23 protein-coding genes are annotated in these 25,322 nt (G+C 44.0%); 7 read left to right on the top strand and 16 right to left on the bottom strand.

Features of this window, described 5'->3' with window-relative positions:
• Positions 1–7 precede the first annotated feature (7 nt).
• Together ACK13D_RS00870 and ACK13D_RS00875 are read right to left on the bottom strand one after the other, a co-directional pair.
• Positions 8–637, bottom strand: coding sequence for a LysE family translocator (locus ACK13D_RS00870; RefSeq protein WP_010247507.1), 630 nt, complete (start codon positions 635–637; stop codon positions 8–10).
• A gap of 195 nt (positions 638–832) precedes the next feature.
• Positions 833–1,345: a GNAT family N-acetyltransferase gene (locus tag ACK13D_RS00875; RefSeq protein ID WP_192073129.1), complete on the bottom strand. Its 513-nt coding sequence runs from the start codon at positions 1,343–1,345 to the stop codon at positions 833–835.
• A 63-nt stretch (positions 1,346–1,408) separates the two neighbouring features.
• Here ACK13D_RS00875 and ACK13D_RS00880 point away from each other — a divergent pair, with 63 nt between their 5' ends.
• Complete coding sequence (locus ACK13D_RS00880) at positions 1,409–1,987, top strand: helix-turn-helix domain-containing protein (RefSeq protein WP_192073130.1); 579 nt, start codon at positions 1,409–1,411, stop codon at positions 1,985–1,987.
• A gap of 400 nt (positions 1,988–2,387) precedes the next feature.
• Here ACK13D_RS00880 and ACK13D_RS00885 read toward each other — a convergent pair whose 3' ends face one another.
• From ACK13D_RS00885 to ACK13D_RS00930, 10 genes are all read right to left on the bottom strand, one after another.
• Positions 2,388–3,431 carry a DAPG hydrolase family protein gene (locus tag ACK13D_RS00885; protein WP_192073131.1) on the bottom strand — a complete coding sequence of 348 codons (1,044 nt, stop codon included), beginning with the start codon at positions 3,429–3,431 and terminating at the stop codon, positions 2,388–2,390.
• Between the two features lie 71 nt (positions 3,432–3,502).
• Positions 3,503–4,351: an alpha/beta hydrolase gene (locus ACK13D_RS00890; RefSeq protein ID WP_192073132.1), complete on the bottom strand. Its 849-nt coding sequence runs from the start codon at positions 4,349–4,351 to the stop codon at positions 3,503–3,505.
• A 34-nt stretch (positions 4,352–4,385) separates the two neighbouring features.
• On the bottom strand, positions 4,386–5,120 hold the full coding sequence (locus tag ACK13D_RS00895; protein ID WP_418795424.1) for a fimbrial assembly chaperone: 735 nt from the start codon (positions 5,118–5,120) through the stop codon (positions 4,386–4,388).
• A complete protein-coding gene (gene stbD, locus ACK13D_RS00900; RefSeq protein ID WP_233267966.1) occupies positions 5,086–6,399 on the bottom strand; it encodes a fimbrial usher protein StbD in 1,314 nt (437 codons plus the stop codon). Before stbD ends, ACK13D_RS00895 begins: the two co-directional genes overlap by 35 nt.
• Before the next feature lie 18 nt (positions 6,400–6,417).
• Positions 6,418–8,985 carry a fimbrial outer membrane usher protein gene (locus ACK13D_RS00905; protein WP_413787408.1) on the bottom strand — a complete coding sequence of 856 codons (2,568 nt, stop codon included), beginning with the start codon at positions 8,983–8,985 and terminating at the stop codon, positions 6,418–6,420.
• Positions 8,957–9,715: a fimbria/pilus periplasmic chaperone gene (locus tag ACK13D_RS00910; RefSeq protein ID WP_033778249.1), complete on the bottom strand. Its 759-nt coding sequence runs from the start codon at positions 9,713–9,715 to the stop codon at positions 8,957–8,959. Before ACK13D_RS00910 ends, ACK13D_RS00905 begins: the two co-directional genes overlap by 29 nt.
• A gap of 54 nt (positions 9,716–9,769) precedes the next feature.
• Positions 9,770–10,315 carry a fimbrial protein gene (locus ACK13D_RS00915; RefSeq protein ID WP_010670706.1) on the bottom strand — a complete coding sequence of 182 codons (546 nt, stop codon included), beginning with the start codon at positions 10,313–10,315 and terminating at the stop codon, positions 9,770–9,772.
• A 24-nt stretch (positions 10,316–10,339) separates the two neighbouring features.
• Positions 10,340–10,954, bottom strand: a complete 615-nt coding sequence (locus tag ACK13D_RS00920; RefSeq protein WP_010670705.1) for a hypothetical protein — start codon at positions 10,952–10,954, stop codon at positions 10,340–10,342.
• Positions 10,955–11,435: 481 nt separating this feature from the next.
• Positions 11,436–14,453, bottom strand: coding sequence for an autotransporter outer membrane beta-barrel domain-containing protein (locus tag ACK13D_RS00925; protein ID WP_010670704.1), 3,018 nt, complete (start codon positions 14,451–14,453; stop codon positions 11,436–11,438).
• A 40-nt stretch (positions 14,454–14,493) separates the two neighbouring features.
• Positions 14,494–15,042, bottom strand: coding sequence for a hypothetical protein (locus ACK13D_RS00930; RefSeq protein ID WP_010670703.1), 549 nt, complete (start codon positions 15,040–15,042; stop codon positions 14,494–14,496).
• A 445-nt stretch (positions 15,043–15,487) separates the two neighbouring features.
• Between ACK13D_RS00930 and ACK13D_RS00935 the strand changes: the two genes are divergently transcribed.
• Entirely contained in the window at positions 15,488–16,342 is an 855-nt protein-coding gene (locus ACK13D_RS00935) for a transcriptional regulator (protein ID WP_192073134.1), read from the top strand.
• A gap of 3 nt (positions 16,343–16,345) precedes the next feature.
• Positions 16,346–16,804, top strand: coding sequence for a hypothetical protein (locus ACK13D_RS00940; protein ID WP_138919670.1), 459 nt, complete (start codon positions 16,346–16,348; stop codon positions 16,802–16,804).
• A 934-nt stretch (positions 16,805–17,738) separates the two neighbouring features.
• Here the strand turns inward: ACK13D_RS00940 and ACK13D_RS00945 are convergent.
• The 3 genes from ACK13D_RS00945 to ACK13D_RS00955 all read right to left on the bottom strand — a co-directional run bounded on the left by ACK13D_RS00945 (position 17,739) and on the right by ACK13D_RS00955 (position 20,951).
• Positions 17,739–18,770, bottom strand: coding sequence for a methionine synthase (locus tag ACK13D_RS00945; RefSeq protein WP_010670701.1), 1,032 nt, complete (start codon positions 18,768–18,770; stop codon positions 17,739–17,741).
• Between the two features lie 27 nt (positions 18,771–18,797).
• On the bottom strand, positions 18,798–19,778 hold the full coding sequence (locus ACK13D_RS00950) for a DUF1852 domain-containing protein (RefSeq protein WP_010670700.1): 981 nt from the start codon (positions 19,776–19,778) through the stop codon (positions 18,798–18,800).
• A 462-nt stretch (positions 19,779–20,240) separates the two neighbouring features.
• Positions 20,241–20,951, bottom strand: a complete 711-nt coding sequence (locus ACK13D_RS00955) for an IclR family transcriptional regulator (protein WP_010247520.1) — start codon at positions 20,949–20,951, stop codon at positions 20,241–20,243.
• A 172-nt stretch (positions 20,952–21,123) separates the two neighbouring features.
• Here ACK13D_RS00955 and ACK13D_RS00960 point away from each other — a divergent pair, with 172 nt between their 5' ends.
• From ACK13D_RS00960 to ACK13D_RS00975, 4 genes are all read left to right on the top strand, one after another.
• On the top strand, positions 21,124–21,816 hold the full coding sequence (locus tag ACK13D_RS00960; RefSeq protein ID WP_010247523.1) for an RraA family protein: 693 nt from the start codon (positions 21,124–21,126) through the stop codon (positions 21,814–21,816).
• Positions 21,816–22,766: a hydroxyacid dehydrogenase gene (locus ACK13D_RS00965; RefSeq protein ID WP_010247525.1), complete on the top strand. Its 951-nt coding sequence runs from the start codon at positions 21,816–21,818 to the stop codon at positions 22,764–22,766. The genes ACK13D_RS00960 and ACK13D_RS00965 overlap by 1 nt, the downstream gene beginning before the upstream one ends.
• A gap of 376 nt (positions 22,767–23,142) precedes the next feature.
• Complete coding sequence (locus ACK13D_RS00970; RefSeq protein ID WP_346532476.1) at positions 23,143–23,541, top strand: TonB family protein; 399 nt, start codon at positions 23,143–23,145, stop codon at positions 23,539–23,541.
• A 228-nt stretch (positions 23,542–23,769) separates the two neighbouring features.
• Positions 23,770–24,366: a glutathione S-transferase family protein gene (locus ACK13D_RS00975; RefSeq protein WP_010261183.1), complete on the top strand. Its 597-nt coding sequence runs from the start codon at positions 23,770–23,772 to the stop codon at positions 24,364–24,366.
• A 137-nt stretch (positions 24,367–24,503) separates the two neighbouring features.
• Here the strand turns inward: ACK13D_RS00975 and ACK13D_RS00980 are convergent, their stop codons facing one another.
• Positions 24,504–25,298, bottom strand: a complete 795-nt coding sequence (locus ACK13D_RS00980; protein WP_418795432.1) for an AraC family transcriptional regulator — start codon at positions 25,296–25,298, stop codon at positions 24,504–24,506.
• Positions 25,299–25,322 lie beyond the last annotated feature (24 nt).

Below are 25,322 nucleotides of genomic sequence, written 5' to 3' on the forward strand. Positions count from 1 at the left end.
ATCAGTATTAACTGCGGCTGAATACCAGTTTCAGCCCTGCCAGCGCAAAGCAGCAGGCTAATAGCGCATCGAGTCCGCGACGAATGCGACGGTAAAATGCACCCATCATGGCGGTTGAGAACAGCAGAGCATACCCGCCGAACACAACCACGCAAATCACCGCACAGCCGCAGATGATTATCGGCAGCGTGGCGGCGACCACATCCGGCTTCAGTGCAAACGACATAATGGCCACCCAGGTAAGAATCGCTTTGGGGTTGCCGATATGCATAAGTATCCCCTGACGGAACAGTCTGCCATACGCGACACGCTCATCGCTGGCTTTAAAATCGCTGGCCTCAGTGCGGCGTAACGCAGATTTGCCGGCTTTAAACGCCAGCCATAACAGATATAACCCTCCGCCAATTTTTAACACGATCAGCAACTGTGCGAAGGTGGCCAGCACAGTCAGCACACCGCAGGCGGCCAGCAGCGCCCAGAGCATCGAACCACTCACAACACCCGCAGCCAGCGCCAGTGCGGCCCCCCTGCCCTTTTTCATTGCCGTTCCCATTATCGCCATATTACTTGGCCCGGGACTGGCTGTAGCGACAAAGTAGGTGGTGAAGATCAGGATTAATTCGTGCGAAAGCGCCATGATGTCCTCTGCGATGGATTGTTATTAATCTGTTATATCGGCTGACGTGCAAATTTGCTATCTCCTGGTTCGCTGCGGCTTCGTTTCTCGGTTTAAACGATCTGCGCAATCAAACATTTTCCAGACATAGCTTTCTTCTGCGGGGATCGGCATCCTGCCGGAAGCATCATCAAAGGATTCGCTTTAAGGGACAACTCAGGGTCGTTTACGGTCATCCAGACGCAACTGCAAAAATGTCAAATCCAGCCAGCGTCCAAACTTAGTTCCAACCTCCGTCATTCTGCCAGACTCAATAAATCCCAGTTTTTTATGCAGGGCAATGAATGCCGCGTTTTCCGATTCAATCGCCGCCACCATAACGTGCTTCCCGGCTTCGCGAGCAAGCTGGATAAGCCCCTGCATCAGGGCGGCACCCGCGCCTTTACCTCGTGCATCTTTATGAACATAAACCGAATGCTCAACCGTATGACGATATCCGTCCCAGGGACGCCAGTCACCATAAGAGGCATATCCCAGCACGGTATCATCATTATCGTCTGTCGCCACAATCACAGGAAAACCGGCCTGCTGGCGGCTGTTTATCCACGTGATGCGGTTAGCCACATCAATACGATTTTCATTCCAGATGGCTGTGGTGTTAAGCACCGCATCGTTATAAATCTCTGCGATGATTTCAGCATCGCTTTCTACAGCCGCACGGATAATCATGGTGGACACCCCTTTGCTCACTCACTAAAGTAGATGAATTGTTCACTATGATAGTTATCCATTATGTTAGATAAAAAGTCCAGCAAAGAAGACAGCCTGAACATCCGCATCGGTCAGAAGGTAAAAGAGGAAAGGGAAAAACGCGGCTGGTCACTTACCGAGCTGGCTGATAACTCAGGCGTTTCACGGGCAATGATCCATAAGATTGAGCGTGGGGAGAGCAGCCCGACGGCGGTTTTGTTAGCGCGCCTCTCAGGCTCGTTTGATATGACTATCTCACAGCTGCTTGCTCAGACTGAAGTGCAAACCGGGACGCTGGTCAGGCATGAAAATCAGCCGGTGTGGCAGGATCCGGAAACCGGCTATCTGCGTCGCCACGTTTCACCGGGCGAGATGCCGGTCAATCTGGTCAGTGTCGAACTGCCGGCAAATACCGCTGTGCCGATGCCGGCAATCTCCTATGTTTCAAGACGCCAGCTGATATGGGTAATTGAAGGAACTCTTACTTTTGAAGCAGGTTCCAGCACCTATGAGATGGCTGCTGGCGACTGTCTGGAACTGGGCGATCCGGCTGACTGCGTGTTCAGAAATAAAACGACTCAGGGCTGTCGATATGCCGTTATCGTACTCCGGCCTGCCTGATTAACCAGTGACGTACACAAACAAGTGATACGTAAAAAATGACTCGATTGGAGGAAGAACATAATGGCTGATAACTTTTTTAAAAGCAGCGATTACCGGTATCAGCAGGGCTATATTTAAAAATAAGAGTTGCTGATGAAAAATGAAATAGTTGTGACTCCATAAATATCGTCCAGGGGATAATTAATGAAGCTTTTGACCCATGGAATTACGCAGGTCTTTACAGTCGATGGTGGGTAAAATACACTGAAGTTCTTAAGTTCGCTATGGCACATATTCAATATAATCGGTTAAACAGAGAAGGTAAAAAAACCGGGACAGAGGCCCCGGCAAAACACAACAATACTCATGGAATCTTTCATATTCGCTGTCGTCTGATATTTTCCTGTCTTATCTGTTATCAGGCGAATTCCTTATAAATATGAGGCAGGAAGCGTCCCAGCGACGTAAATTCTGTCATATCATGCACTGCCATTTCATATGCAAATATCTCTAACGATTCCGCGTTCATACCTGCCCTGGTAATGTATTCTTCAGAAAGCTTTGCTCCGTTTGGAAAATTTGAAAAGCGATTCCACGACGGATGTGTCCCTATCCAGTAACGGTTTATCATTTGCATACCAGCTGGAGTATCGCGCCCAAGATGAATCATCATGACCAGTGGTGTTAAGGGATGATCATAAGGGGTAATTATGCCACTCGCGTTAAAGGTGAAATTGTTTCGTCTCAGTAGTTCACTATCTAAACCCAGGCTTTCCGGAGCGTCAAAATTAATAATTCCATCGAGATAGTTCTCACCGATATATTCAATTATGTGATTAGGGTTTCCGTATAGGCGCTTGTCATAACTCAGACTGCTATCAGCTAATCGCTTAGGATCTGCAACAGAATTATGAATATGTGCATGAGGGAACCACAGATAATAACGCTCACTTTCAACTGGATGCCAGGTAAACCACCACCTGAACATATCCGTTGTTACTCCAGGAAAGAGATGCTGGCTTTGCGCATAAGCACATGGCCCATCTTCAACTACACCGTATCCGGATGGTGGATATTTATCGAAATCTTCTAATAAAACCTTTAGCCCCTCAATTGTCGGAGGCAGGATGTGATTTTTTGCTAATGGGCCCTTTTCCAGAGAAGTAACCATTTCGAGTGGAGCATCAAGTCTGCTGTTAAAGAAGTGCGAATAGGGCTTTCCCTGTATCTCTTTTTCATTGACCCTCAAACGTTTTTGCATAGGCACCTGAAAGTAGGTTATGAGAGTTTTGTTTAATGAAGCCCCTGCATTAAATAAATTTTCAGTTACTGATGAGTTGTTATAAACAGACGAACCGCTCGTAGCATAAACATTATTAAGTAACGAATGTGATAAAAAAGCGCTACCCGTCAGTAAAGGAATACTTCTTAGTAATTTACGGCGTGAGAGTTTTAACTTCATGTTGTAGCCTTTTAAGAATGCGAATAGATAAAATTGCATAAAAACCGAAATTATCACTACAGCCTAATAAGTTAGTATATTTTAGGAGTGCCCGGTTTTTTCAGAGTCATGAATTGCTTCATAAGAGACCCATCAGGATTAGCTAAATCATCTAATATGGTGAAATGGGTTGCCATGGGAAGAGTAAACATTTTCACTGATTTATCAATCCTGACTAATTCGTCTGCATAACAGCTTGACTGCCTTATAAGTTCAGGTAACTCATCGCCACCAACCGAAACCAGCGTTGGAGCACCTTTTTCCAGATGAAAAAGTGGGCTATATAATTTTATTTCTACAGGCGTTAACTTTAATTTATCTTGCAACCAACACATACTTATCGGATTAAGATCCACGAGTGCACTGATCATATGTACCCTGGATATAGCATGATGTGAGCGGTAAAGTGCGGCAAGATGTCCACCTGCGGAATGACCAGCCAGGTATAGCGGACTATCGCGGACCCCTAGAAAATCCTGATCGTCTTTGATTTTCTTAATCAGGTGCCCGATTTCATTAACGATTTCTGTCATTGTTGCATCAGGTGCAAGAGTATATTCAGCCAGAATGACATTCATGCCGTTTGCGTGAGGTCCCTGCGCAATAAAGGCAAAATCTTCTTTATTACAATTTGTCCAATACCCACCGTGTATAAAAATATAAGTAGGCGAGTTTTTTATACCAGATGACAGAAAGTCGTAGCGTTGCCGGGGCTTACGGCCATAAGACCGATCACGGATCCAGTGATACTTTTTGTAGAGCGCACGACTTCTCGCTTGTAGTTTTTTTAATAATCCATCGAAGTCTTTGACAATTGCAGTATTGTTGTAAGCTTCATCCAGTTCTGTTTCAGTCATACCATGATAAAGATTATTTTGCATTACAACCTCCGAGTGTTGCCTTATTAATTGCATTTTATTTAAGAGAATCATAAAGTGAAGTGATTTTTTTAGTATGCATATCAGAGAAGCCACTATCACCTATAACTTCATAATTTATTTTATCTTGTGTTATTTCTCTTTCTGTCTGGATTGACGCTTCAGCAAGCGGAGCGATCATGATTTTATTTATTTTTTTGAACCCAGGAATACTGACATTCAAGGATGCATACCATGCGGTAGGGTTGACAACCCTTAACTCAGCTCCTCTTTTTAAAAACTTCAACTTTTGCATATCATCAAATGAAGGTGATCCTAAATGAGCAGGACGGACAAAAACTTTCAACCTCAAACGCAACGGGAAAAAGATCTTATTCATATCTCTGTCTTTTGACTTAATAATTGATGGTATTTGATAAATATTTAACCAATAAAGAGATTCACGATCTGACGTCAACTCTTTCCTGGCCGTCAGTATGACACGCAAAGAACGTTTTTCATTAGGTAGTATCTTCAATACTGGCGGCAACACGATCACCGGTGTTTTGCTTTCATCAGGAGAAACATTGATATCCTGATCATCAGTCCATAGTTGAACAACAGCAGGACTTGAACTATTGTTATATAGATTAATAGTTTGAGTCATATCTGAAGAATTAAAAATCAGACGTGTTTTATCAACATTAACCGCTGCAAAAGATTCTAAGCTTAAAATAAAAGTAGCGGCTATAAAAACATTACTGAAAACTGATAACAACTTGTAATTGCGCATTGACTGTACCTGACGAAACATTCTGCCCGCTGATAGCTTCAAGTGATGCAGTAAAGTCACCACTATAAATTTCTGCATAATCAGAAGATACTAATGAGGTAAGATCTTTATAGGCATACCAGCCTCGGATATTACCGGAACCTTTACTACCTTGCTCAGGCAGAAGATTGATAGGTGTACCAGTTTTATCATAAATTTTTATTCCAACCCCTGACGCGACACCTCCACTACCATAATTAGTGTCAAGAAGCCAGGTCAGACCCCCACCGCTATTTACCAGTCCAAGATTATTAGCCTGACGAACTGCACTTGCCTGATTAACTAAAAAACCCATTGCTACGTTTGCTGAAGTACTTGTTGAGTTGTTCGTATCAGAAACCGCTCCGGCATCACATTGCAGACTAATGTTGAATGGGGTCTGACTACTTCCGCCACCACGTAATGCACCAACACTAATCGGGGGTAATATAACCAGTGAAGGATAATCTAAAACCTCACAAAGCGCCCCACGGATGTAAGTAACATCTTTATAAGTACTCCACGCAGCTGGCCATATATCATAGAATCCTGGGAAGTTACTGGCGCTATCCTGACCAGGAGAAAGGTTGTTAGTCGCGAGACCTGGTCCCTTAAAAGCTATGTAGCCACGCGGCTGTGTCATAAGATCGACATATCTGCTGGCACCATTCATATAATAATTAGTCGCATCGATTTTAAACATTTCGTATAAGACATCACTGAAAGCACTTGCAGGTACATAGATATATTTTTCATCAGAATACCAGCTATCAGCATTGAGTCTTCTGGCTTTCCAGAACCGGCTGTAATACTCACCCGTCGCCACATTTGTCATGCGCACAGCGACATTTTTAGCCACATCGAAATACGCGCCGTCTAATTCTGATGCAGCATTTCTGCCAGCATATGTGCTATCACCATTTGTAGCATACATTTCATAGAGACTATCACTGTCATTAAGTTCACATCTGAAAAGAATCTGGTTTGGGCTGTAACTTTTATTGCTTGCTGAGTTAATAAAGCTAGCAACAGAACTCGCCAGAAGAGTACCTGATGGCTGGAAAGAACCACTGCTAAGGCTGACTACTGAAGGTAAACCTAAATTCCCAGAGCAAGTATCGCACGCCCCAGTCCATGGCGATGCGGTATATCCTGCTGATATCGCCTGAGCAGAAAGAGATGATGTACTTGTTACTTTTATGCAATTAGACAAAGCAGGAAAACTAAAACCAAAAAAAGAACATAATAATGAAATAATCATTTTTTCTTTTTTCATAATCTACGCCTTTTTACACGTGCGATTGAGATGAATAATTGACTCATTCATGGATCTATCAAGCTGATAACTGACCAGACAACGTTTCTTTTCATTATCTTCCCAGTCAACTCTTAATGTTCCTGAATTATTCGGTACCCTTGCATAAAGCTGCCCACCTTGCCCTATGACACCTATTAAATTACTTTCTGCATCATGAACTTCAGCACCCATAGGAGGCGTATCGCCTGCTTCAGTAACAAGGCTAATAAGGAGTGCTTTTCCCCTTATAGTGGAGAAGTTAACTTTGGCAATAGCACCCGCATAGGGAACGACTCGCTTGCTTCCGCCGCTTAATTCTGCATCAGAATTCATTTTCAAAGTATTCAAACTTACATCGTTTGTGCGATATGGCGTTAGTGAAGGTAAAATTGCGTATCCGTAACTATCTACCACAGCACCTTGACCATTTTGAACCTCTGCGCCTTCCGCACCTTCTGCATGAATCAGAGCGAAAGTATCATTAGTGTAAGGCCCTGCCGTGATGCCACCTTTATGAATCAACACTGTTCCACTCATTCCTAAGCCAGCCTGTCGGTAGTGATCACCTTGACCATAATTTGCACGTAAGCTACCTATGCGGCTATTCTGTTGCATATTGGCACCAAATGTTGTTGTATCTTCATCTGATGAACTACGCGCATGATCTGTGCCTGCATATACTGAGTATGAAAGTTCCCTGTTTTCACCAAGCGATCCTGTAGTAGAAACAATGGATGAGCGGGTTTCCTTTGATTGATTATAATTATATGAAACAGAGGAAAGGCTTCTACCCCAGTCCAGCGGTACAGAAACATTAAAAGAAAACGTATTTTCGGTGTATTTTTCACGTCGACTGTCATCCTGATTTTTATCAAAATCGAGACGACTTCTGCTATAGTTCCAGGATGTTCTTTGTCGTCCGAAATTTAAGCCATAACTGATTTTTTTCCAGTTATTGTTGTAGCCTAATTGTAACTGAGTGATGCGTGATTGATTATTATAGTAGTCAGAAGTACTCGCACTCAGGCTAAGTAAACCAAGATTATCCATGGACTGACTAACTGTGGCAGACAGACGATTCCGCTGATGCAACGTATCGGAATAGTAATCAATATTCGAGTGACTCTGACGTCTTACACCAAGTACATCCTGTAGATCCCTGAATCCGCTGGTAGAGTAACGATAGGCAGCAAGAACTAAATTGGTCTTAGTCTGGAATGTTTTGCTGTAGCTAACTTCTCCTCGCCACCCTCTCAGAGTCTCATCATTTTCGACTTTTGCATTTGAAAAAGTACTATTAACGCCAATTGCTCCCGCGCTGGTTGACCAGACTCCCCCAACCAGCCATGCCTGATAGTCCTTAGCCAGTCTGGAGCCAGCCGTTCCGGTAATGCTGTTGCTTAAGCCTCTCTGCAAAATCCCCTCAAAAAATTCATTTTCAACTGAATAAAATTGTCTTACGCGGCCTAATGAAACCGAATAATGCCAGGTGCCTGGACGAACAGAATCAGGGACTGAAGAATACGGGACAATGAATGTAGAACTTTTACCATTTGCCTCGATAACTTCAACTTTAAGGTCACCCTGGCTGCGCGTGTTATATAAATCATCAATAATGAATGGGCCGGGTGGAACATTTACTTCGTAAACTACCTTGTCAAGCTGCTTAACAACCACACGGGCGTTTGATAATGCAACACCATGCACTTCAGGGGCATAACCGCGCTTACCCTGCGGCCACATTCTTTCGTCGGTGGCCAGTTTAATCCCATTAAAAGATAAACTGCCAAACAGAGAATTATCAGTGTAATTGTCACCAATGGAAATCTGACTATTAAAATTTTCAAGTGGACGCTGTATCCATGTTCTAACAGAGTTATAATCATATGCACTGCTGCCCGTGCTGGCATCAATATAACGAAAATTTCCTTGATGACGCAGTTGCCATTTGCCTAAGTTAGTGCCTGCTGTAATGCCACTCCAAAGGTACTTATATTCAAAATCAGAATCAGTATTATTGGTCCATGTAAAGTTAGTATTATGTCTAAAAAATAACGCTGTAATTCCTTTATCCCACTCTGATGGAGGTATGTAACCTCGGGGTTTTCTATTTAACTCCGTCATGGGGATCGTGAGTTGTAAACGAAGTGAGGCTTGATCAAACTCCCAGCCTCCCTTTTCAGACCATTTTACCAGGCTCCTGCACGCATGAGTGGCTATGTCTTTATCAGTGATTTTTAACTGAAGTTTCTGCATTTGTTGTGGTGTCAGGCAGGGCTGTGCACCTTTACTATCGTGACTTTCAGTAAAATTAACTTTTTCCTGGGATGAAACAAGATTCCCGTTCAGATAGATGTCAACAATATAATTACCTGAAGGCGTTGTATCATGGTTAAATTGGTCAATATTTTTCCCATAGGCAGTACCTTTGAACATAGATGAATCAAAAAAATAATCATCGCAATGACCTACTTTGGAAGTGCAGAAAGTAAAAATAAATGAGAATATAGCAAGTTTTTTATTATTTGTGATTAATGTTATATCTTTCACTTAATCTTGCTCCTTGATCATTAATCGCTGCTACGATTACTTCGCCACTGTCGTTAGGACGCAATTTTGAAGAGTTGAACCAAAACGTTTTTTTTGAAAACGGTGGAATCATCTCAGCATCACTTTTATAGGTTCCACTATTAATATTTGCTTTAATATCAACGATTGATGCATGCCATGGCTGTGGATTTTCAATTTCAACGCCACCTCCTTTTTTTAAATCGTACACATAAGTTAACTTCAGGTTTTTGAGAATATTCCCGGGGTTACCGATAGCAGCAGGCCTGTAAAATGTTTTTATTCGATTTCGAACTATAACTAACATAGCGTTTTTATTTTTCGAATCATCCAGATTTGAAGGTGGTATCTGTAGCATATTGAACCACCCAAGCGTCTCCCTGTCGGTTGCTAATTTTCTACTGGATGAAAAGATCACTCTGATGATTTGACCTGAGCGTGGCTGAATACGAAATACAGGAGGTGATGAAATAAAAATCGCATTATTTTGTTTTTGCGGTTGAGAATCAGTATCTCCATCATCAAACCAGGTCTGAATGACATAAGGAATATCGTCATTGTTTTTTAACAGTACATCCACCGAACCAGATTTTTCTGGATAAATTATCCTACTTCCTAAAATAGTAACACTGCCGTATGCATGACTGGTTAATAACGATAAAATTAAAAATATCGCACGAGCACAATAATTAGTAGGATTGAGTTTTTTCATTCTTTTTTCTCAGTGCAAAAACGATGCGCATTATATAATGCGCATCATAATTAATTACTGGTAAGTCACTGCATATTGGAGCGAAGCCGCAACAGTACCTGCGGTAGTACCACCTGTAGAATAATATTGTGCACTATAATCTGCTGAAGTTTCAGTAACACCAGGTTCAAGAGTCAAATCGCCGCTACCATTAAAACCACTTGTAAGATCGATGACGGCATCCTTAGTGTCCAGCAGCTGAACTTCAACATTTTGCGCTGTACCACTATTAATCAGATTGCCAGAGGAACTTACATTATTACCAATGAAGACTGTAGAAATCTTGGTAGATGCGGTGCTATCACCCGTGCAACCGCTAAGTCCTACTGTAAATGCTGTAAGTCCCGCAGTAGCGCCACTTGTTGTAAGATCAGATTTACTCACTGTCGGCATTAAAACTACAGGCGATGCTGCATTGCCGTTAACTGTAACGGAGCAGGTTTCATCAGATACTTCTCCCTGGAAATTGATTGTGTTATCTGAAGCAGAATAAGCTGATCCGGCGGACAGCGCTCCACAAATAAACAGGGAAAGGCATGCTTTATTTAATTTAATTTTCATTTCTTTATTACCTTTAAAAGTCTATTAGATGCAAATGAGCTGATGAAGATCAGCGCCCATTTTGCGGTGGATAGATTGCTTTATGTTGTAAACTTTCTTTTTGCCAAGGGACATTACCTTGGGCATGGCTGAAAGCGCACAACCTTGAAATGTCAGATCGAGAAATTTCATTTCATTTTCATTTAGCGAAACAATTCTTTTATTTTCACCTCCCTCCGTGTGGATACGATTACTGCAAATGACCTCATTGATATTATCGATGTTACTCCCCCGGTGAAGCATTTTATTTACAGACATATCGTTCTCGGACCAGAAATTAGCAAGTGATATCATTTTATCATCACAAACAAGGATGATTACCAACCCGGTTTTCTTCAGGTTCTCCAGCCAATAACTGTTAGTGAAATATCGCAAGTTATAGATAGAGAAATCCACAAAAACGATATTTCGCAGTAGAGTGCTTTCTTTTTTCTGTGGGAATGAAGATTTCAACCCCTCAATTAAATAATTATTATTACCCGGCCATACAGTGAACTTCTGAATTTCACATCTACCTATGAGTACATCTGTGTACGGTGTAATAAGGCATTTGCGCGAACAGCGTATGCAACACAGATTTGGTTTTATTAAATGTTTCATTAACTGCTCCATTCAGAGGTTTTGCAGATGAATCTATGTCTCTCAGAAGGTGCAATCATCCTAACGCAAATCACTGATTTTAGTGATTTATATTATTAATAAAGATAAATAAAGAACATTACTCTGATATGACAGGTTGATTCTGAACTGAAAAGTACTTTATATGCTGGGAAGGCGTAACACAGGTTTTCGCATTGTCTCTGTATTGCATTTGGTTAAAGGGAAGATAAGGAAGTGCCTTAGAACGGTTCCGGGAAAGGTTGGTTTTGTTATGCCTGCTGTAGATTCTCCTTGATTTAACACTCAGGAGTTTATTCAACCCTGAGTATTATTGTGCTATAAATTGCAGAAGCATTTTAGTCGGCATAGGGAGTGTTAAAGATAGTGCAGGAAAATAACTAATACGAACAGGAAACCAGTAATCAGATTGTATAGTTCCTATGAATCAACAATCTGATTACTGTAATAGAGCTTTTCTGATTTAAAAACTATATTTCAGGCCTAACATAGCCTGCGACTCAGAATACCCCTTACCTCCCATTTTCTGTGATACATAGCCGGTCAGGTTAAGTTCCGGAGCAATTCGTCCCTCAACGCCAAGTTTTAGCTCCCCAATATTTCGGGTGCCAGCCTGACTAACAGTAACGCCATCCATGGTGATGCCACGTAATTCTGTATTATGTATCCATGATGTTTCAACAAATGGCTTAAAATTGCGCTGTTTTCCTTCATCCAGATTACTATGACCTTTAAGGAAAGACTTCAATGCTAGCCGGGTAGTGATATTGTCATTTCCATCACCTCGTATTTCTGTGCCGTTAGATTCGTGGTGTGTATCGCTACGAATACCAGACCATGTAGCACTGATCAGCGGCTGAACGTACCAGTTCAATTCTTCATGACGACCTAAGTTACCCATAGCAATTACATAACCCGTCTCGAAGGTGGTGTTCAGGCCTTTAGAATCATATTTCTCAGCACTGAGTCCTTCACCATTAATTGTGTTATTAAACCAGCTGTATTGCAGCAAAGCATCAAAGTAAGGACCATGTTCGCTTGAACCATCACCGAACCAGGTAGAGTAAAGACCAAGCGTGTACCCCTTAACGATGCCTCGCGCGCTATAACCTGACAATATGGAACCGGAACGTATATGGCTGTAGCCATATCCTGCCAGCGCACCGATGCGTAACGAGGAGCCATTATCTGAATTAAATCTTGCCATATCCCCCCCCATTAATAGCGTGTAACTATTGGATCGGGTTTTCAGCTGTCCTGATTTATCGGTATAACGGGAATGACTACCCCTGTTTTTAATCCATAGACTGGTGCTTTTATCTTCGCCTGTAATGTTATCTGTATATTCCGTTTCCCCAAGCCTGTCGCTCAGGTTTGAGCGGAACATAGTGTCAGCGGCGATCAAACTGGCTGAATAAACGCCCCCCTCCGGGCGAAGAAGCTGGATTTTATTAGCATCAATCCCTGCATTGTCTTCACCGCTCTCAGTGACTCCGCCGTCGATATTCCCTTCGTGGCTTCCGCTATCTGAGTCGCCATTTTGACCTTCGTTACTGCCGCTGCCTGCACTACCGACGCCATCTTCATTGTTACCTGAATCTATACCGTTTCCTTCGTTGCCTCCGCCAGACCCGCTACCAGCTTCATTGCTACCTGAATCTATACCGTTTCCTTCGTTGTCTCCACCAGACCCGCTACCACCGACATCATCTTTATAGTTAGATAAATACCAGTTTGATGTTTCGTCGTTCTTCCCTCGGGTCAGATGATATTCAAATGCTCCAGCAACGATTCGGCCTTGCTGGACAAATTTCCCTGATGACTTGCCGCCTACAGTGATCAGTTCGATTCCATTGAGGGTTTGCGCTCCGTTTCCACCGAGATTAGTTACAGCAACGCGGGAAGTGCCGGTGGTATCTCCTGATATAAGGAGCCGATCGGAAATTGAATCATCACCTCCCAGCGCTGTACCTAAAACGAGTAAGCCGTTATTGCCAATATAATTGCCATTTACTTTCAAGGTTGTTCCAGGCTGATTAGCCGACACGATTACTTTGCCGGCATTTGTCAGGCTGCCAATCGTTTGGTTATAGCCATTGAGATTTAATGTGCCAGAGGATCCCACATCGTAAGTAGCATTAGGGCTGAAGGTATTTTCTGTGCCCGCCTGCAGAATACCACCTGAAATTTTAGTAGCACCCTCCCACGTATTTGGTGCTGTGAGTACAGTCGTACCATTATTATTTTCAACAGTACCTTTACCCTGAATGAGATTTGCAAACAGGTATTCACTTTCAGTATGGTTAAAATTTAGCCTGCCTTCACCCTCTCCAAAGCTGATCGTAGCATCAGGATTTAGCTTGCCCGCAGAAACAGCAGATAGCCTTGCAGGAGCACCAATATCAAACACGCCCGTTGAACCACTCTGCTGAGCAATCACTATACCAGCACTTTCTAATTCTCCTTCCTTTTGAAGGATAAGGTTTCCTCTGCCAGCTTTGCCTATAATCGTCTTCTCATTTACAGCATATATCCCCGAATTTAAACCTGTGATATGTACTTTTCCTGTTGCACCAGCAGCACCTCCAATAATAAGAGATCCTCCTTCAGGCGAAGGAGGGTATGATGCAATAAATAGCTTTCCGCCATTCTCAACAGCAACCAGGCCGGTACCATTATCTTCGGCACCAACTGTCATAAACCTGTGGCTTAAGAAACTAGAACCGGCATCTGAAACATTAATAATACCGCCCCCCCCTTCCCCTCCAATTTTCGTATATTTATTAGTTACTGTTCCCCCATTGAATACATTCAGCTCAGCTATGCCATTAACTCCGACATAGGCATAACCTATTGAATCAGATCCCCAGACTTTAAGTGCACCGCCGTCGACATTGATAATGCCTTTAGAACCACTTCTATTAGCGACTCGAAGCGTTAGTGTCGTCACTTCACTGCCAGGGCTGATATAGAGTCTGCCTGTTCCGTTCTCGCCTACAACTAATGTTCCCGAAGGTATTCTCCATACTGAGTTAAGTCCTGCAACATGTACGATACCTGTAGAGCCAGCCCCGCCGCCAATGCTTGAGCCCGATCCAGAAGCCATAATCCCGGCTCCATCCAGAATGTTCATTTCACCATATGATCCCTTCCCGTTAGCAACTCTGAAACTGTTCTGTACATTTATCCATGCCTCTTTGATAGTAAATCTGCCACTGGACGCTTCCCCCTTACCAATATAAAGGCTCTGACTACCGTAAACCTCGGATGCATTATCGATTTTCAAAGTGCCTGAGGGGAACATGTGGTCTCCCGAAGTATCTTTATCACCAACGATTATGTCCCCCTCATAGGATGAAAATGATTCACTACTACTTTTTTGATTAACATCCCCGTCGAATATAACATCTGCCCCAACAGGGGGAGACATAGAGGCGACAATAAAAAATATTGCTTTTTTTCTTTTCAATGAATTTTGCATGGCTGTAATCACCTGATGAAGTTATTAGCGACTTATTGAGCTACTTAATTACGGGCGGGCATTGATTGAATAATACTTTCGTTATATCTCTACCCAACTTTCGGCTTATCATCGGCTTGAGCTGATAAACCTTTTTAATTGGTAAGTACAGTGCTTTAGAAATACACATCGGATCTAACCCCTTCAATGAGAGATTAATATATTTTATTTCAACTTTATCCAATCTGTTAATTTTCTTATCTGAAGGAATATGTGAAATATAATGAGCCGCATTAAAAACTCCGATTGTTTTTTCCAGAGAAAAATCACTGTAAATCACAGCGCTAATCTTTCTCTCACGGATTCTCCAGTATTCAGCTAAAGGCTCCAGTACGCTGTCACAGATGAGTATTATTTTTCTTTTAGCTTTCTTTAGCAGGATAATCCATTTATCATTAATAAAGCATCTGATATTGAGACATGAAAAATCAACAAACAAGTACTCTTTCCTGACGCCTTTATTTATACATAATGATTCAAGGGCACAAAGACCTGTTTTAAGGTAAAAGTTTGAGTCTGGCCATAAAATCAATTCATTCATAAACTCCATTTTGAGTGCTCCTTATCTTTTAACAGGCTTAATAATTTGTACCGAATATCTATTAGAAGAAGAGACTTCCCCTTTATTAAATAGCTATGTCGTGCTTATACATTTCAGATAGTGAAAACAGTCGAATAGAGGATGGTTTAAAACTTGGTCCTGGTTAACCCTTCTCCACTACAATCTTCAGCATCATTTTCTCGGCACTTTGAGTGAGATAATTCTCACTTTTTTAAGCTTGATTGGGTATTTGTTTCACTAAAAGGCAATAATAAAGACAAAAATTCCGCATAAATGATATTTAAAAGATTATTCGAATATCCGGGGGTGTTTTTAGCATAAGAAAAAGATAGTATTAATGCATCTGTAAAGGCACATTCCCGGATGACTGACTTGTCCCAGAAGATATGTATCAGTGATTTCAGCGAGTTGAGTGAATTCACAAGGAGTATTTATGTATTTTATTTTGAATAAAAGTATAAAGTTTATACCCGCAACCAATGAGTTATGCCTGGTTTTACATGATGGGAATAGCATACTTATATCGAATGCAGCTTCCCGATTACTTGATGAGCTGATACGTAATGTTAACGAAATTTCCACGCGTGATGAGCTTCTTCAAAAAGTATGGGAGGATTATGGCTATACCTCTTCTTATAACAATGTTTACATGGCAGTCAGCGAACTGAGAAAAGCAATTGCTACTCTTGGCCACAGCAAGAATATAATTATTACCGTGCCAAAAATAGGCATTAAACTTGTCGCAGATGTTGATATATTTGAGTTGAATCGCGGCCAAAATAATAGATTACCTGGCCCGACACTTTCAGGCTCCGAGTCAACTTTAAATTCCCCTGAATACATTGTGCCTGATTTACAGAGTGAGAAAGCTTCAGATGGAAGTCCGGGTATGCATGTTGTTGTGGAGGAAAACAGAGCTGATAGAACTTTTCATAATTATCGCTGGTTAATCCTGCCTTTCATACTCCTTATAGGAATGGGGAGCCTTTACCTTCAGCATGTACAGGAATTCAGCATACAAAAACTAAGCCTTTATGATTCTTTCGATTTTCAAGCCTGCCGGATTTACATTATTAACAGGAGTGCTGGATATGACATCGCACAACTCAGAGATAAGGCCTTGCATGTTATTGATGTAAATAAAATTAATTGCAAAAACGGTAATAAAAGCATTTATTTTCAGGGTAACTTTCTTCGCTCTGGGCTACTCGCAGAATATACACTTGGCATCTGCTCTCGTAATGAGAAAAAAAACTCCTGTGAGACTATTAAACATCTGGCGGGCTAAGAAATGTTGAAATCAAATAAATTTTTCGTTTGGTCAGTTTGTGCATCGGTTATTTTCTCGGCGAGCATTAATTATGCATATTTTAAAAGCACCAAGCTCATTTACACGTGCTCGTCTGAGCTAACCCTGGCATATCCGGATGGATATAGAATTTACGCCTCCTTCATTGGCTTCAACTATAGCGATGGAAGTGGTTTATCAACATATCGTGGAACCGTTATAAACGGCGATAAAGAATACATCCTTAATTCCGACATGCCTTATAGAATTCAGGGAGCTAAAGTGAAATCTATCACCTACGGTCAGACCGTTAAGAAAAATAACGATACGGTGCCAGAAGATATTACGTTTAAAAAAATGCTCAGTAAAGACTCAACTTACTACCTCTCTTTTTATGCATCGCCAGATGGTGATGTCATTGTTAAAGATAGAGGTTCTGTAACCTATATATGTTCTCATTAATATAGTTATATTTTTCTGATTATCTCATTATTACTTACTAAGTAGTAGATTGTTAAAATACCAAAAATTAGCTAACTCTGGTTAGCCTATACTTTTTATGATAATCTGCTTGAAGCGTGTTCAGCTGATTTATTATTAGCTGGGGATTTTGATCGACTTTCAATAAATAAAATTTTTTTATTGAGCAGCATCTTTTTCTGCAACGGAAAATTTTAATTTTCCCATCTAAACTCTGAATCAGACGCAGACAGCACGGTAAACGCCTTGCAGAAAGCAAATGAATGTCGGCTTATCCCGATTATTGGTAGCGCGCCATACTGATGGTATTAGTTAACGTTCATAGTATGACCGTGTGACTGCTATATAAAATCAAGTTTTCGGATTTCCGGCACCGGGAACATCATGTGCAGCAGTAAAAGTCGTCAGGCGATGACTATTCGTTTATTACTATGTAGTTAATATATCTGCTTAAGTCTTAATGAGAGGATAAACCTTTTCTGAAATAATATCCTGCTATCCTGCTATCCTGCATCGCATCAGGAAAAGCGGGTCATTTTGAAAATTCGATTTGGTGACGTCACCTAGCCTGCGGCTCTTTTCTGGCAGCTCGTCAATCAATGGACCTGAGAGGGAAAACAGCCACAGCGCCAGTCTTCCATGAGCAGCCTTCATTTTCTGAAAAGATTTACCGAAAACAGGGTGTCGATACACAAACGCTTTAGGGATATGTATTTAAGAAATGATAGATAAATATAAAGATGCTCGTGATCAGAGATGGGAGCGGATGGTGATAATAGTAATCCGTTTTGCAGAAAACTCTTTTGACCACCGCTTTAGAAAGTACAAATTCGGATGAGATCAGTCCGGAAAATTCCCGAAAACTGGCCGCATGATGCGGTCCGGACTGAGCCTGTGAAGTGTGCAGGAGTGAGGACTATTTCCCCAGAATCTCTCTGCGGACAATCTCAGCGCCCGCACTTAACGCATGCAGTTTGCCATTGGCAACCTGACGCGGCAGTGGAATCATGCCGCAGTTGGTTGAAGGATAGAGATTTTCAGCATCCACAAACTGCAGCGCTTTGCGCAGCGTATTCGCCACTTCTTCAGGTGTCTCGATGGTATGGGTTGCCACATCGATGGCACCGACCATCACCTTCTTACCGCGAATCAGCTCGATCAGATCCATCGGAACCCGCGAGTTCTGACACTCCAGTGAGACAATATCGATAGCTGAACGCTGTAATTTAGGGAAGACCTCTTCGTACTGACGCCACTCTGTACCCAGAGTTTTCTTCCAGTCTGTATTCGCTTTAATGCCGTAGCCGTAGCAGATATGAACCGCGGTTTCACACTTCAGACCTTCGATGGCGCGCTCTAACGCGGCGATGCCCCAGTCATTCACTTCGTCGAAAAAGACGTTAAACGCAGGTTCATCAAACTGAATAATATCCACGCCAGCGGCTTCTAATTCTTTGGCTTCCTGATTCAGAATCTTTGCGAATTCCCAGGCCAGCTTTTCGCGACTTTTATAGTGATTGTCATAAAGGGTATCGATCATCGTCATCGGACCCGGCAACGCCCACTTAATAGGACGATCGGTCAGCTTACGCAGGATTTTCGCATCTTCAACAAATACGGGTTTCTGACGTGAGACTTCACCCACCACGGTCGGGACGCTCGCATCATAGCGATTACGGATTCGCACCACTTCACGCTTTTCAAAATCCACACCGCTGAGGTGTTCAATAAACGTCGTCACGAAGTGCTGACGGGTCTGCTCGCCATCACTGACGATATCAATACCGGCCCGAACCTGATCGTCCAGACACAGACGCAACGCATCTCTTTTGCCGTCGACTAACTCTTCATCCTGCAGTTTCCAGGGTGACCAGAGCACCTCTGGCTGCGCAATCCAGGAGGGTTTAGGCAAGCTGCCAGCAGTAGATGTCGGTAATAAGGTTTTCATAGCAGGTGACCTTCTATATTTAATTAATCAAAGAACGAATTCAGCAGACCATTGCGCGAGAAGTGTCTGATTCGGCTTAATAAAATGCGTCTCAGTAAACTTACCCTGTTCGACAGCCAGGCGGCTGCGTTCTTCGCGATCGTAAACAATCCGGGTTAACGAATAATCCTGATGCTGCAGCGTGGGTTGATAGCACTGTCCCGCAGCAGAATTCGCGTTGTAAATTTCAGGGCGATAGATCTTCTGGAAAGTTTCCATGGTGCTGATGGTGCTGATCAGCTCGAGATTGGTGTAATCGCTGAGCAGGTCACCGTGGAAATAGAAAGCCAGCGGCGCAACACTGCCCTGCGGCATGAAGAAACGCACTTTCAGACCCATTTTTCCGAAATAGAAGTCAGTCAGGGAAGGTTCATCCTGCTGATATTCAATGCCCAATACCGGATGCTGATTACCGGTGCGCACGTAGGTGTTTTTGCTCGATACACTCAGGCAGATAACCGGCGATTTACTGAAGTTCTCTTTATAGACCGCTGAGTTCACGAAACTTTTGAAAATATTGCCATGCAGCTGACCAAAATCATCCGGCAGGCTGAATTCAGTCTGACCTTTGTTATGTTCTGACAGAACCACGCTGAAATCATAATCACGCACATAGGAAGAGAAGTTATTGCCGACAATCCCCTCGGTGCGCTGAACGGTTTTATGATCCACGATATGCGTTTTTAAAATCTCAATCGCCGGGAACGTTTCGTCGCTGCTTCCGGGACGAAGATTCAGCTCAGCAGAAATAATCTCAAGTTCAACTGAGTAGCGGTCGCCCTTTGGATTGTCCCAGTGCGCCAGAGAGTTGAAACGATTGTCGATCATCACCAGGGCGTTGTGCAGGTTTTCCTGACGTTTTTCGCCGCGCGCTAAATTAGCGAAGTTAGTCGTCGCCCGCGTATTTTTCGAAGGATTATAGTTTTCGTCGAAACGAATGCGCTTGAGGGTAAAGGCTAAGTTGTTCATCGCTATCGGGTATCCTGGTCGCTGATATGCGTTGTTGCTTTTAAGGGTTATCCAGCGTGGCTATCCCTTTACAACTATTCATATGACTCAAAGTTATTAACAATTCTTACTTTATGCCTCAACACCCGGTTGAAAAAAAGTGATTAAATTTCAACGAACATGAAGGAAATTCATGTTGTGGCAGTAAAGCGGGGAAATTTTCATGAGGCTGCGAGTCTTTTAACACCTGATGTAAAATCCGGGTGTAAAAAGCCTCGCACAAAGAGGGCTTAGCAAGAGATGTCAGAGGTGGAGTGATCTTTCGCCTCAACTTAAGGCGCGGAGGCTTTCATGATCCCATAATCAGGCACGCCAGCGTGCTGTTAGTCATTTAGCGATACTCCATCGGTTCCCGCCCGCAAACCGTAAAACGCAGCACGGATGCGGCAACTGAAACGTTCCGGTCACAGCAAAGCAAGACGACTAAATTTTATAAACGTTATCACACATCACTTTATGTGCGCCTGATTTTACCGAAAGCCTGCATGCTGCCTCTTTCATCAGTTTTCCCATCTCACTGTCGCGCATCGACTGCGTCAGGCGTGAAGCCGGACCGGTTAATGCCAGCGCCGCGAGCAGTTTGTTACCTTCACCAAACACCGGTACGGAGAATGCCGCGATATGCGGATCGCGGATACCTGACGTGAACAGCGGGAGTTCAGGTACAGAGTCAAACAGAGGTTCATTCAGCCCCCAGTAACGAAGCACCTGCCCGATGGCCGAATTATCCAGCGGCAGATAAGTGCCGGGAAGACGTGTTTCACGCAATCCTTCAGAGGGCTCCGCTCTGAAAAGACAGAGTCGTTGACCGTTTTCAATCACATACCATGTGGCGCTTTCGCCTGTCGCAGTCGCCAGTGCATGAAGTTCAGGCTGAACGATACTGGCCAGATGAAAGGATTGTTCATAGAGCTTGCCCAGATAAAGCAGTCTTGGCCCCAGGGTATAAACGCCATTGTCGCGACGAATGACATAGTTCATGCGCTCAAGTGAGTTCATCAGACGATAAACTGTCGTTTTATGGTACCCCGAAAGCTGCGCCAGCGCGGTCAGCGTCAGTGATTCCTCACCAGGCCTGAAACAATCCAGCAGCGCCAGCGCTTTTTCTACGGCAATTACGCCTTCATTCCCCATCGGTACGTCCTCCTGTTTGCGACGGCAGGCAGTTTACCGCGCAATTTGTGATTCACATCGTATTTACATCACAAATGAATGCTTAACACTGGTGCGAACTCAATTAACATCGATATAGTAGTTTTATATTGTACAACTTAGTTGTGCCTGGTAAAACAAAGAGGATAAATCTATGCCCCATGCAGAGAATACCTTCATCAATCGCGACATTATCCGTATCGCACCAGAGCGCGTAAAACAGGCTGCTCAGTTTCAGGCGGCGATCCTTGCTGATGTTGCCGGACGACGCGGAACGCTGCACGGTCGCGTAAAACCTGTGTCCCCCACAATGAAAGTCGCCGGACCGGCTATCACTGTCGAGGTGAGACCGGGCGACAACCTGGCGATCCACGCCGCGCTGGCGATTGCCCAGCCGGGCGATGTCATTGTGGTCGATGGCAAAGGCGATATCAGCTGTGCATTAATCGGTGAGATAATGTCCACCCAGGCAGAAGCCTCCGGCATCGCCGGAATTATTATTGATGGTGCGGTGCGTGACGCCGATGCACTGAGCGCGAACGGCTTTCCGGTTTTCTCTGCGGGCCTGAATCCCTGCGGCCCGACCAAGTCCATTGCGGGACGGGTCAACTACCCTGTTTCTGTGGCGGGCGCAGCCATTCAGCCAGGCGATCTCGTCATCGGGGATATTGATGGCGTGGTGGTTCTGCCGCGTGAAGACGTTCCTGCGTTGCTCGAACTGGCACAGAAAAAACTCGATTTCGAGACCAGCCGTATTGCAGCCATTCGTGATGGCGACCTTCGCGCGCCGTGGTTAGAAAAAGCCCTGCAAACCGCTGGCATGCTGGACGATGGGGAGACGCTCTGATGACAACCTCTTCTCCCGTAATCCTGGTGACGGGTAATGACCTGGCACCGCAGGCAGTAAACCTGCTTAGTGACTTCAGCATTGTTTATGCCGGCAAACAGCCCAGCGAAGATAGCCTGTTCCAGCTCTGCCAGCAGCATAATCCTGTGGCGATTATCGTCCGATACGGAAAAATCAACGCCCGCATTATGGATGCCGCGCCTGACCTGCGGGTTATTTCCAAACACGGCAGCGGCATTGACGTTATCGACCAAAAGGCGGCGGCTGAACGTCATATCAGTGTTCAGTCAGCCCCGGGGGCCAACGCAGCGGCCGTGGCCGAGCATACCTGGGCGTTAATTTTAGCCTGTGCAAAATCGGTGATACCGCTTGATCAGCGCATGCGCCAGGGACACTGGGACAAATCGACCCATAAGTCGGTGGAGCTGGAGGGCAGAACGCTGGGTCTGGTAGGGCTTGGTGCCATAGGCGGTCGTGTTGCCCGCATTGGCCGTGCTTTTGGCATGAAGGTGCTCGCTTATGATCCTTTTGCCAGAACCTTTCCCGATGAGTGTGAATCCTCCTCACTTGACGACCTGCTGCAACAGGCAGATGTCATTTCGCTGCACTGCCCGTTAACCGAACAGACGCGCCAGATGATTAACGCTGAGAAACTGGCTCTGTTTAAAAAAGGCGCCATCCTGGTGAACACGGCGCGCGGTGGTCTCATTGATGAAGAAGCGCTGTTAGCCGCGCTGGATAATGGCACTGTCGCCTGGGCCGCACTGGACAGTTTTGCCACAGAACCCCTGACTGCGCCGCATATCTGGCAGAGTGTTGGAAATGTGATTCTGTCGCCACACATCGGCGGCGTCAGCGATAACTCCTACGTGAAGATGGGTACCGTCGCGGCCAGTAACATATTAAATGTACTGGCAGAACCACTGAAAAACGAAAGTCCGGTAGTCTGAACCGCCCTCTCCAGCCGACCAGACAGGTAACAGCGCTTTCTGGTCGGCTGGTTAATAGGTAAATCTGCTGCATTAGAGCGTAATGCTTAGCTGTCAGGGTTTCCGATACGAATCTTATTCTGTTCTATGCCGTCCTGGCTTACTTGCCTTCGCCCACATTAATAGGTTTATTACCCTTCAATCGTTAACGACTCTTCCCGCGTATTGAATAAGGTGGCTGCCTGCAGCGGTTTCTTTGAAGTGTTCATTGTAGGTCATGTGTTATGAAGGATATGTCCGCTATGAGCGAGGAGCGGATGACTAGTTTGCAGCAAGACGGGAGCAGGATTTATTGGGGTTATATCCACTGTTTTTTTGGATTATAACGCGATATTCGATGATTTCAGCAAATGTCCTTCCGTTGATTTTTAAGTATAATGATAATGTTTATCAACAAAAGGATATTGTTATGTATGGGTTTATGATGATTCTGGCTGTTCTTGTACTCAATGCATGTACTACTTATTCACCTGTTAAAGTTGAACAACCCAAGCCCCTTCGACAAGATCGACCCGTTTACCCATACTATGCGGCTAAGAACCGGATAGAAGGTATGGTTAAGTTTAACTTTGACGTTGATGCAGAAGGCAGGGTAAGTCAGATGAGAATTATCGAGTCTACACCAGACCACTTGTTCGATGATGCTGTAATAACAGCCGTTTCAAAATGGCGTTTTGAAAAGGGCAAACCTGCCAGGAATCTTCCCATGACTGTAAAATTAAAAGTGCAAAAATAGATTTGATTTTAAGGCTGCATAAATGAAAATTAATGACTGTAATTCAGGAGGTTATTATGGCTGAATGTTCTTCTTCTAAATATTAACATAAATTATTATCCGATGTCCGCTTCTGGCACAAAGCGGACTAAATGCAGGCCAAGATTCGGTATGAGCGAGGAGCAGAAATTTTGACATGAGCTACCCACTTGCCTTATAAAATTGTTTTCACAACAAAGGGATATTGAAATGAAGATCTATACTTACCCCAAAAGCCGATCATTAAGAGTACTCTGGGCTCTTGAAGAAATGGGAGTGAATTACGAGTCTATCAGAGTCGATCTTTTGAACCCTGCTTCTGAGGTTAAATCACCCCATCCATTGGGAAAAGTTCCTTTTTTGACCGATGGTGAAGTGTCAATCAGTGAAACCTTAGCGATCTGTATTTACCTGTGTGAACAACATAAAAACATCTCTATTTATCCCGCAACTGCTGAAGAAAAATCCTCCGTTAATTCGTGGTTAAGCTTCACGCTATCCGATCTGGAAGCCCCCGTCTGGAGTCTGCTCAAACATGTTGTCTTCACTCCCGAAAATCAACGTTCCCCAGATTTAATGAATTACCTCAGTAAGGAAGCAGATAAAGTTATCTCTCAGATTAGGTTTAACCCAACTCAAACATGGATTGCGAGTAACAACTTTACACTGGCCGATATTTTTCTTTCTCATACGTTGTTATGGGCAAAACTGTGCGGATTGGAAATCACCGAAGAGCTTGATAGCTACATATCAAGAGCAACGAGTCGCCCCGCTTTCTTAAAGGCTCAGGAAATAAATAATCGCTAATCAGGTTTTGTCATCTCTTAAGGATGCATTGATGTCCGCTTCTGGCACAAAGCGGACTGACGGCAGGCCAGGGTCCGCTATGAGCGAAAAGCGGACGCTGGCGTTCTTTGTAAAAATCCGGTTTGTGTTGGGTTGCATTAGTTTAGGGACGAAAAATATTGTGTCGGCGATTTACCCAGCGCTTTCCTGAACATTGTAATAAACGCGCTGACCGAATCATATCCCAGCGTTCCGGCTACGTGCTGCACGGATTGGCCTTCTGCCAGATGGCTCAGCGCAACCATTAAATGCAGTTGCTGACGCCAGCGACCAAAGCTCATTCCTGTCGCATCTTTTATCAGCCTGGCCAGAGATCGTTCGCTGGTAGCCAGATGCGCAGCCAACTGCTTTAGCGTTCTCCGGTCATCAGGATCATTAAAAAGTGCCTCAGCCATATTCCGGATTTTAGGATGGTCGGATACAGGCAGGTGGAGCGCTTTAACCGGCACATCCGGTATATGTTCCAGCAGCACCGCTGCCAGCCTCGCGGTTTTACTGTCAGGCGAATAAGCATGTTCCTGCTCTGCCAGAAAAAGAACCAGCTCGCGGACCAGAGGAGTAATAGCAAGGGTACAGCAGGTTTCCGGCATCGCTGCCGCGCCGGGCTCAATAAATAAAAAGCAGGTGTCTGCATTCTTCGTGACCCGACAACTGTGGGGGATTTTTCCCGGAACCCAGACAGCATGTCCCGGTGGAACAAGCCACAGCGCATCCTGAACCTTACAGCTCACTGCACCGCGCAAAGAGAGAATAAGTTGTCCCTTACGGTGAGCGTGCGGACTCTGACCTGCATACTCGCCTGACGATGATACATGCAGCGCGATAGCAGCCTGACTGAAAGCATCGGCATTAAACTCATCCGGTGAGGTCACCGGTTTTTTATTAACTGGCATGATTTAGTTATATGTTGTCAGGTT

The organism is Pantoea sp. K16 (genome assembly GCF_048452805.1).
Taxonomy (GTDB): domain Bacteria; phylum Pseudomonadota; class Gammaproteobacteria; order Enterobacterales; family Enterobacteriaceae; genus Pantoea; species Pantoea agglomerans.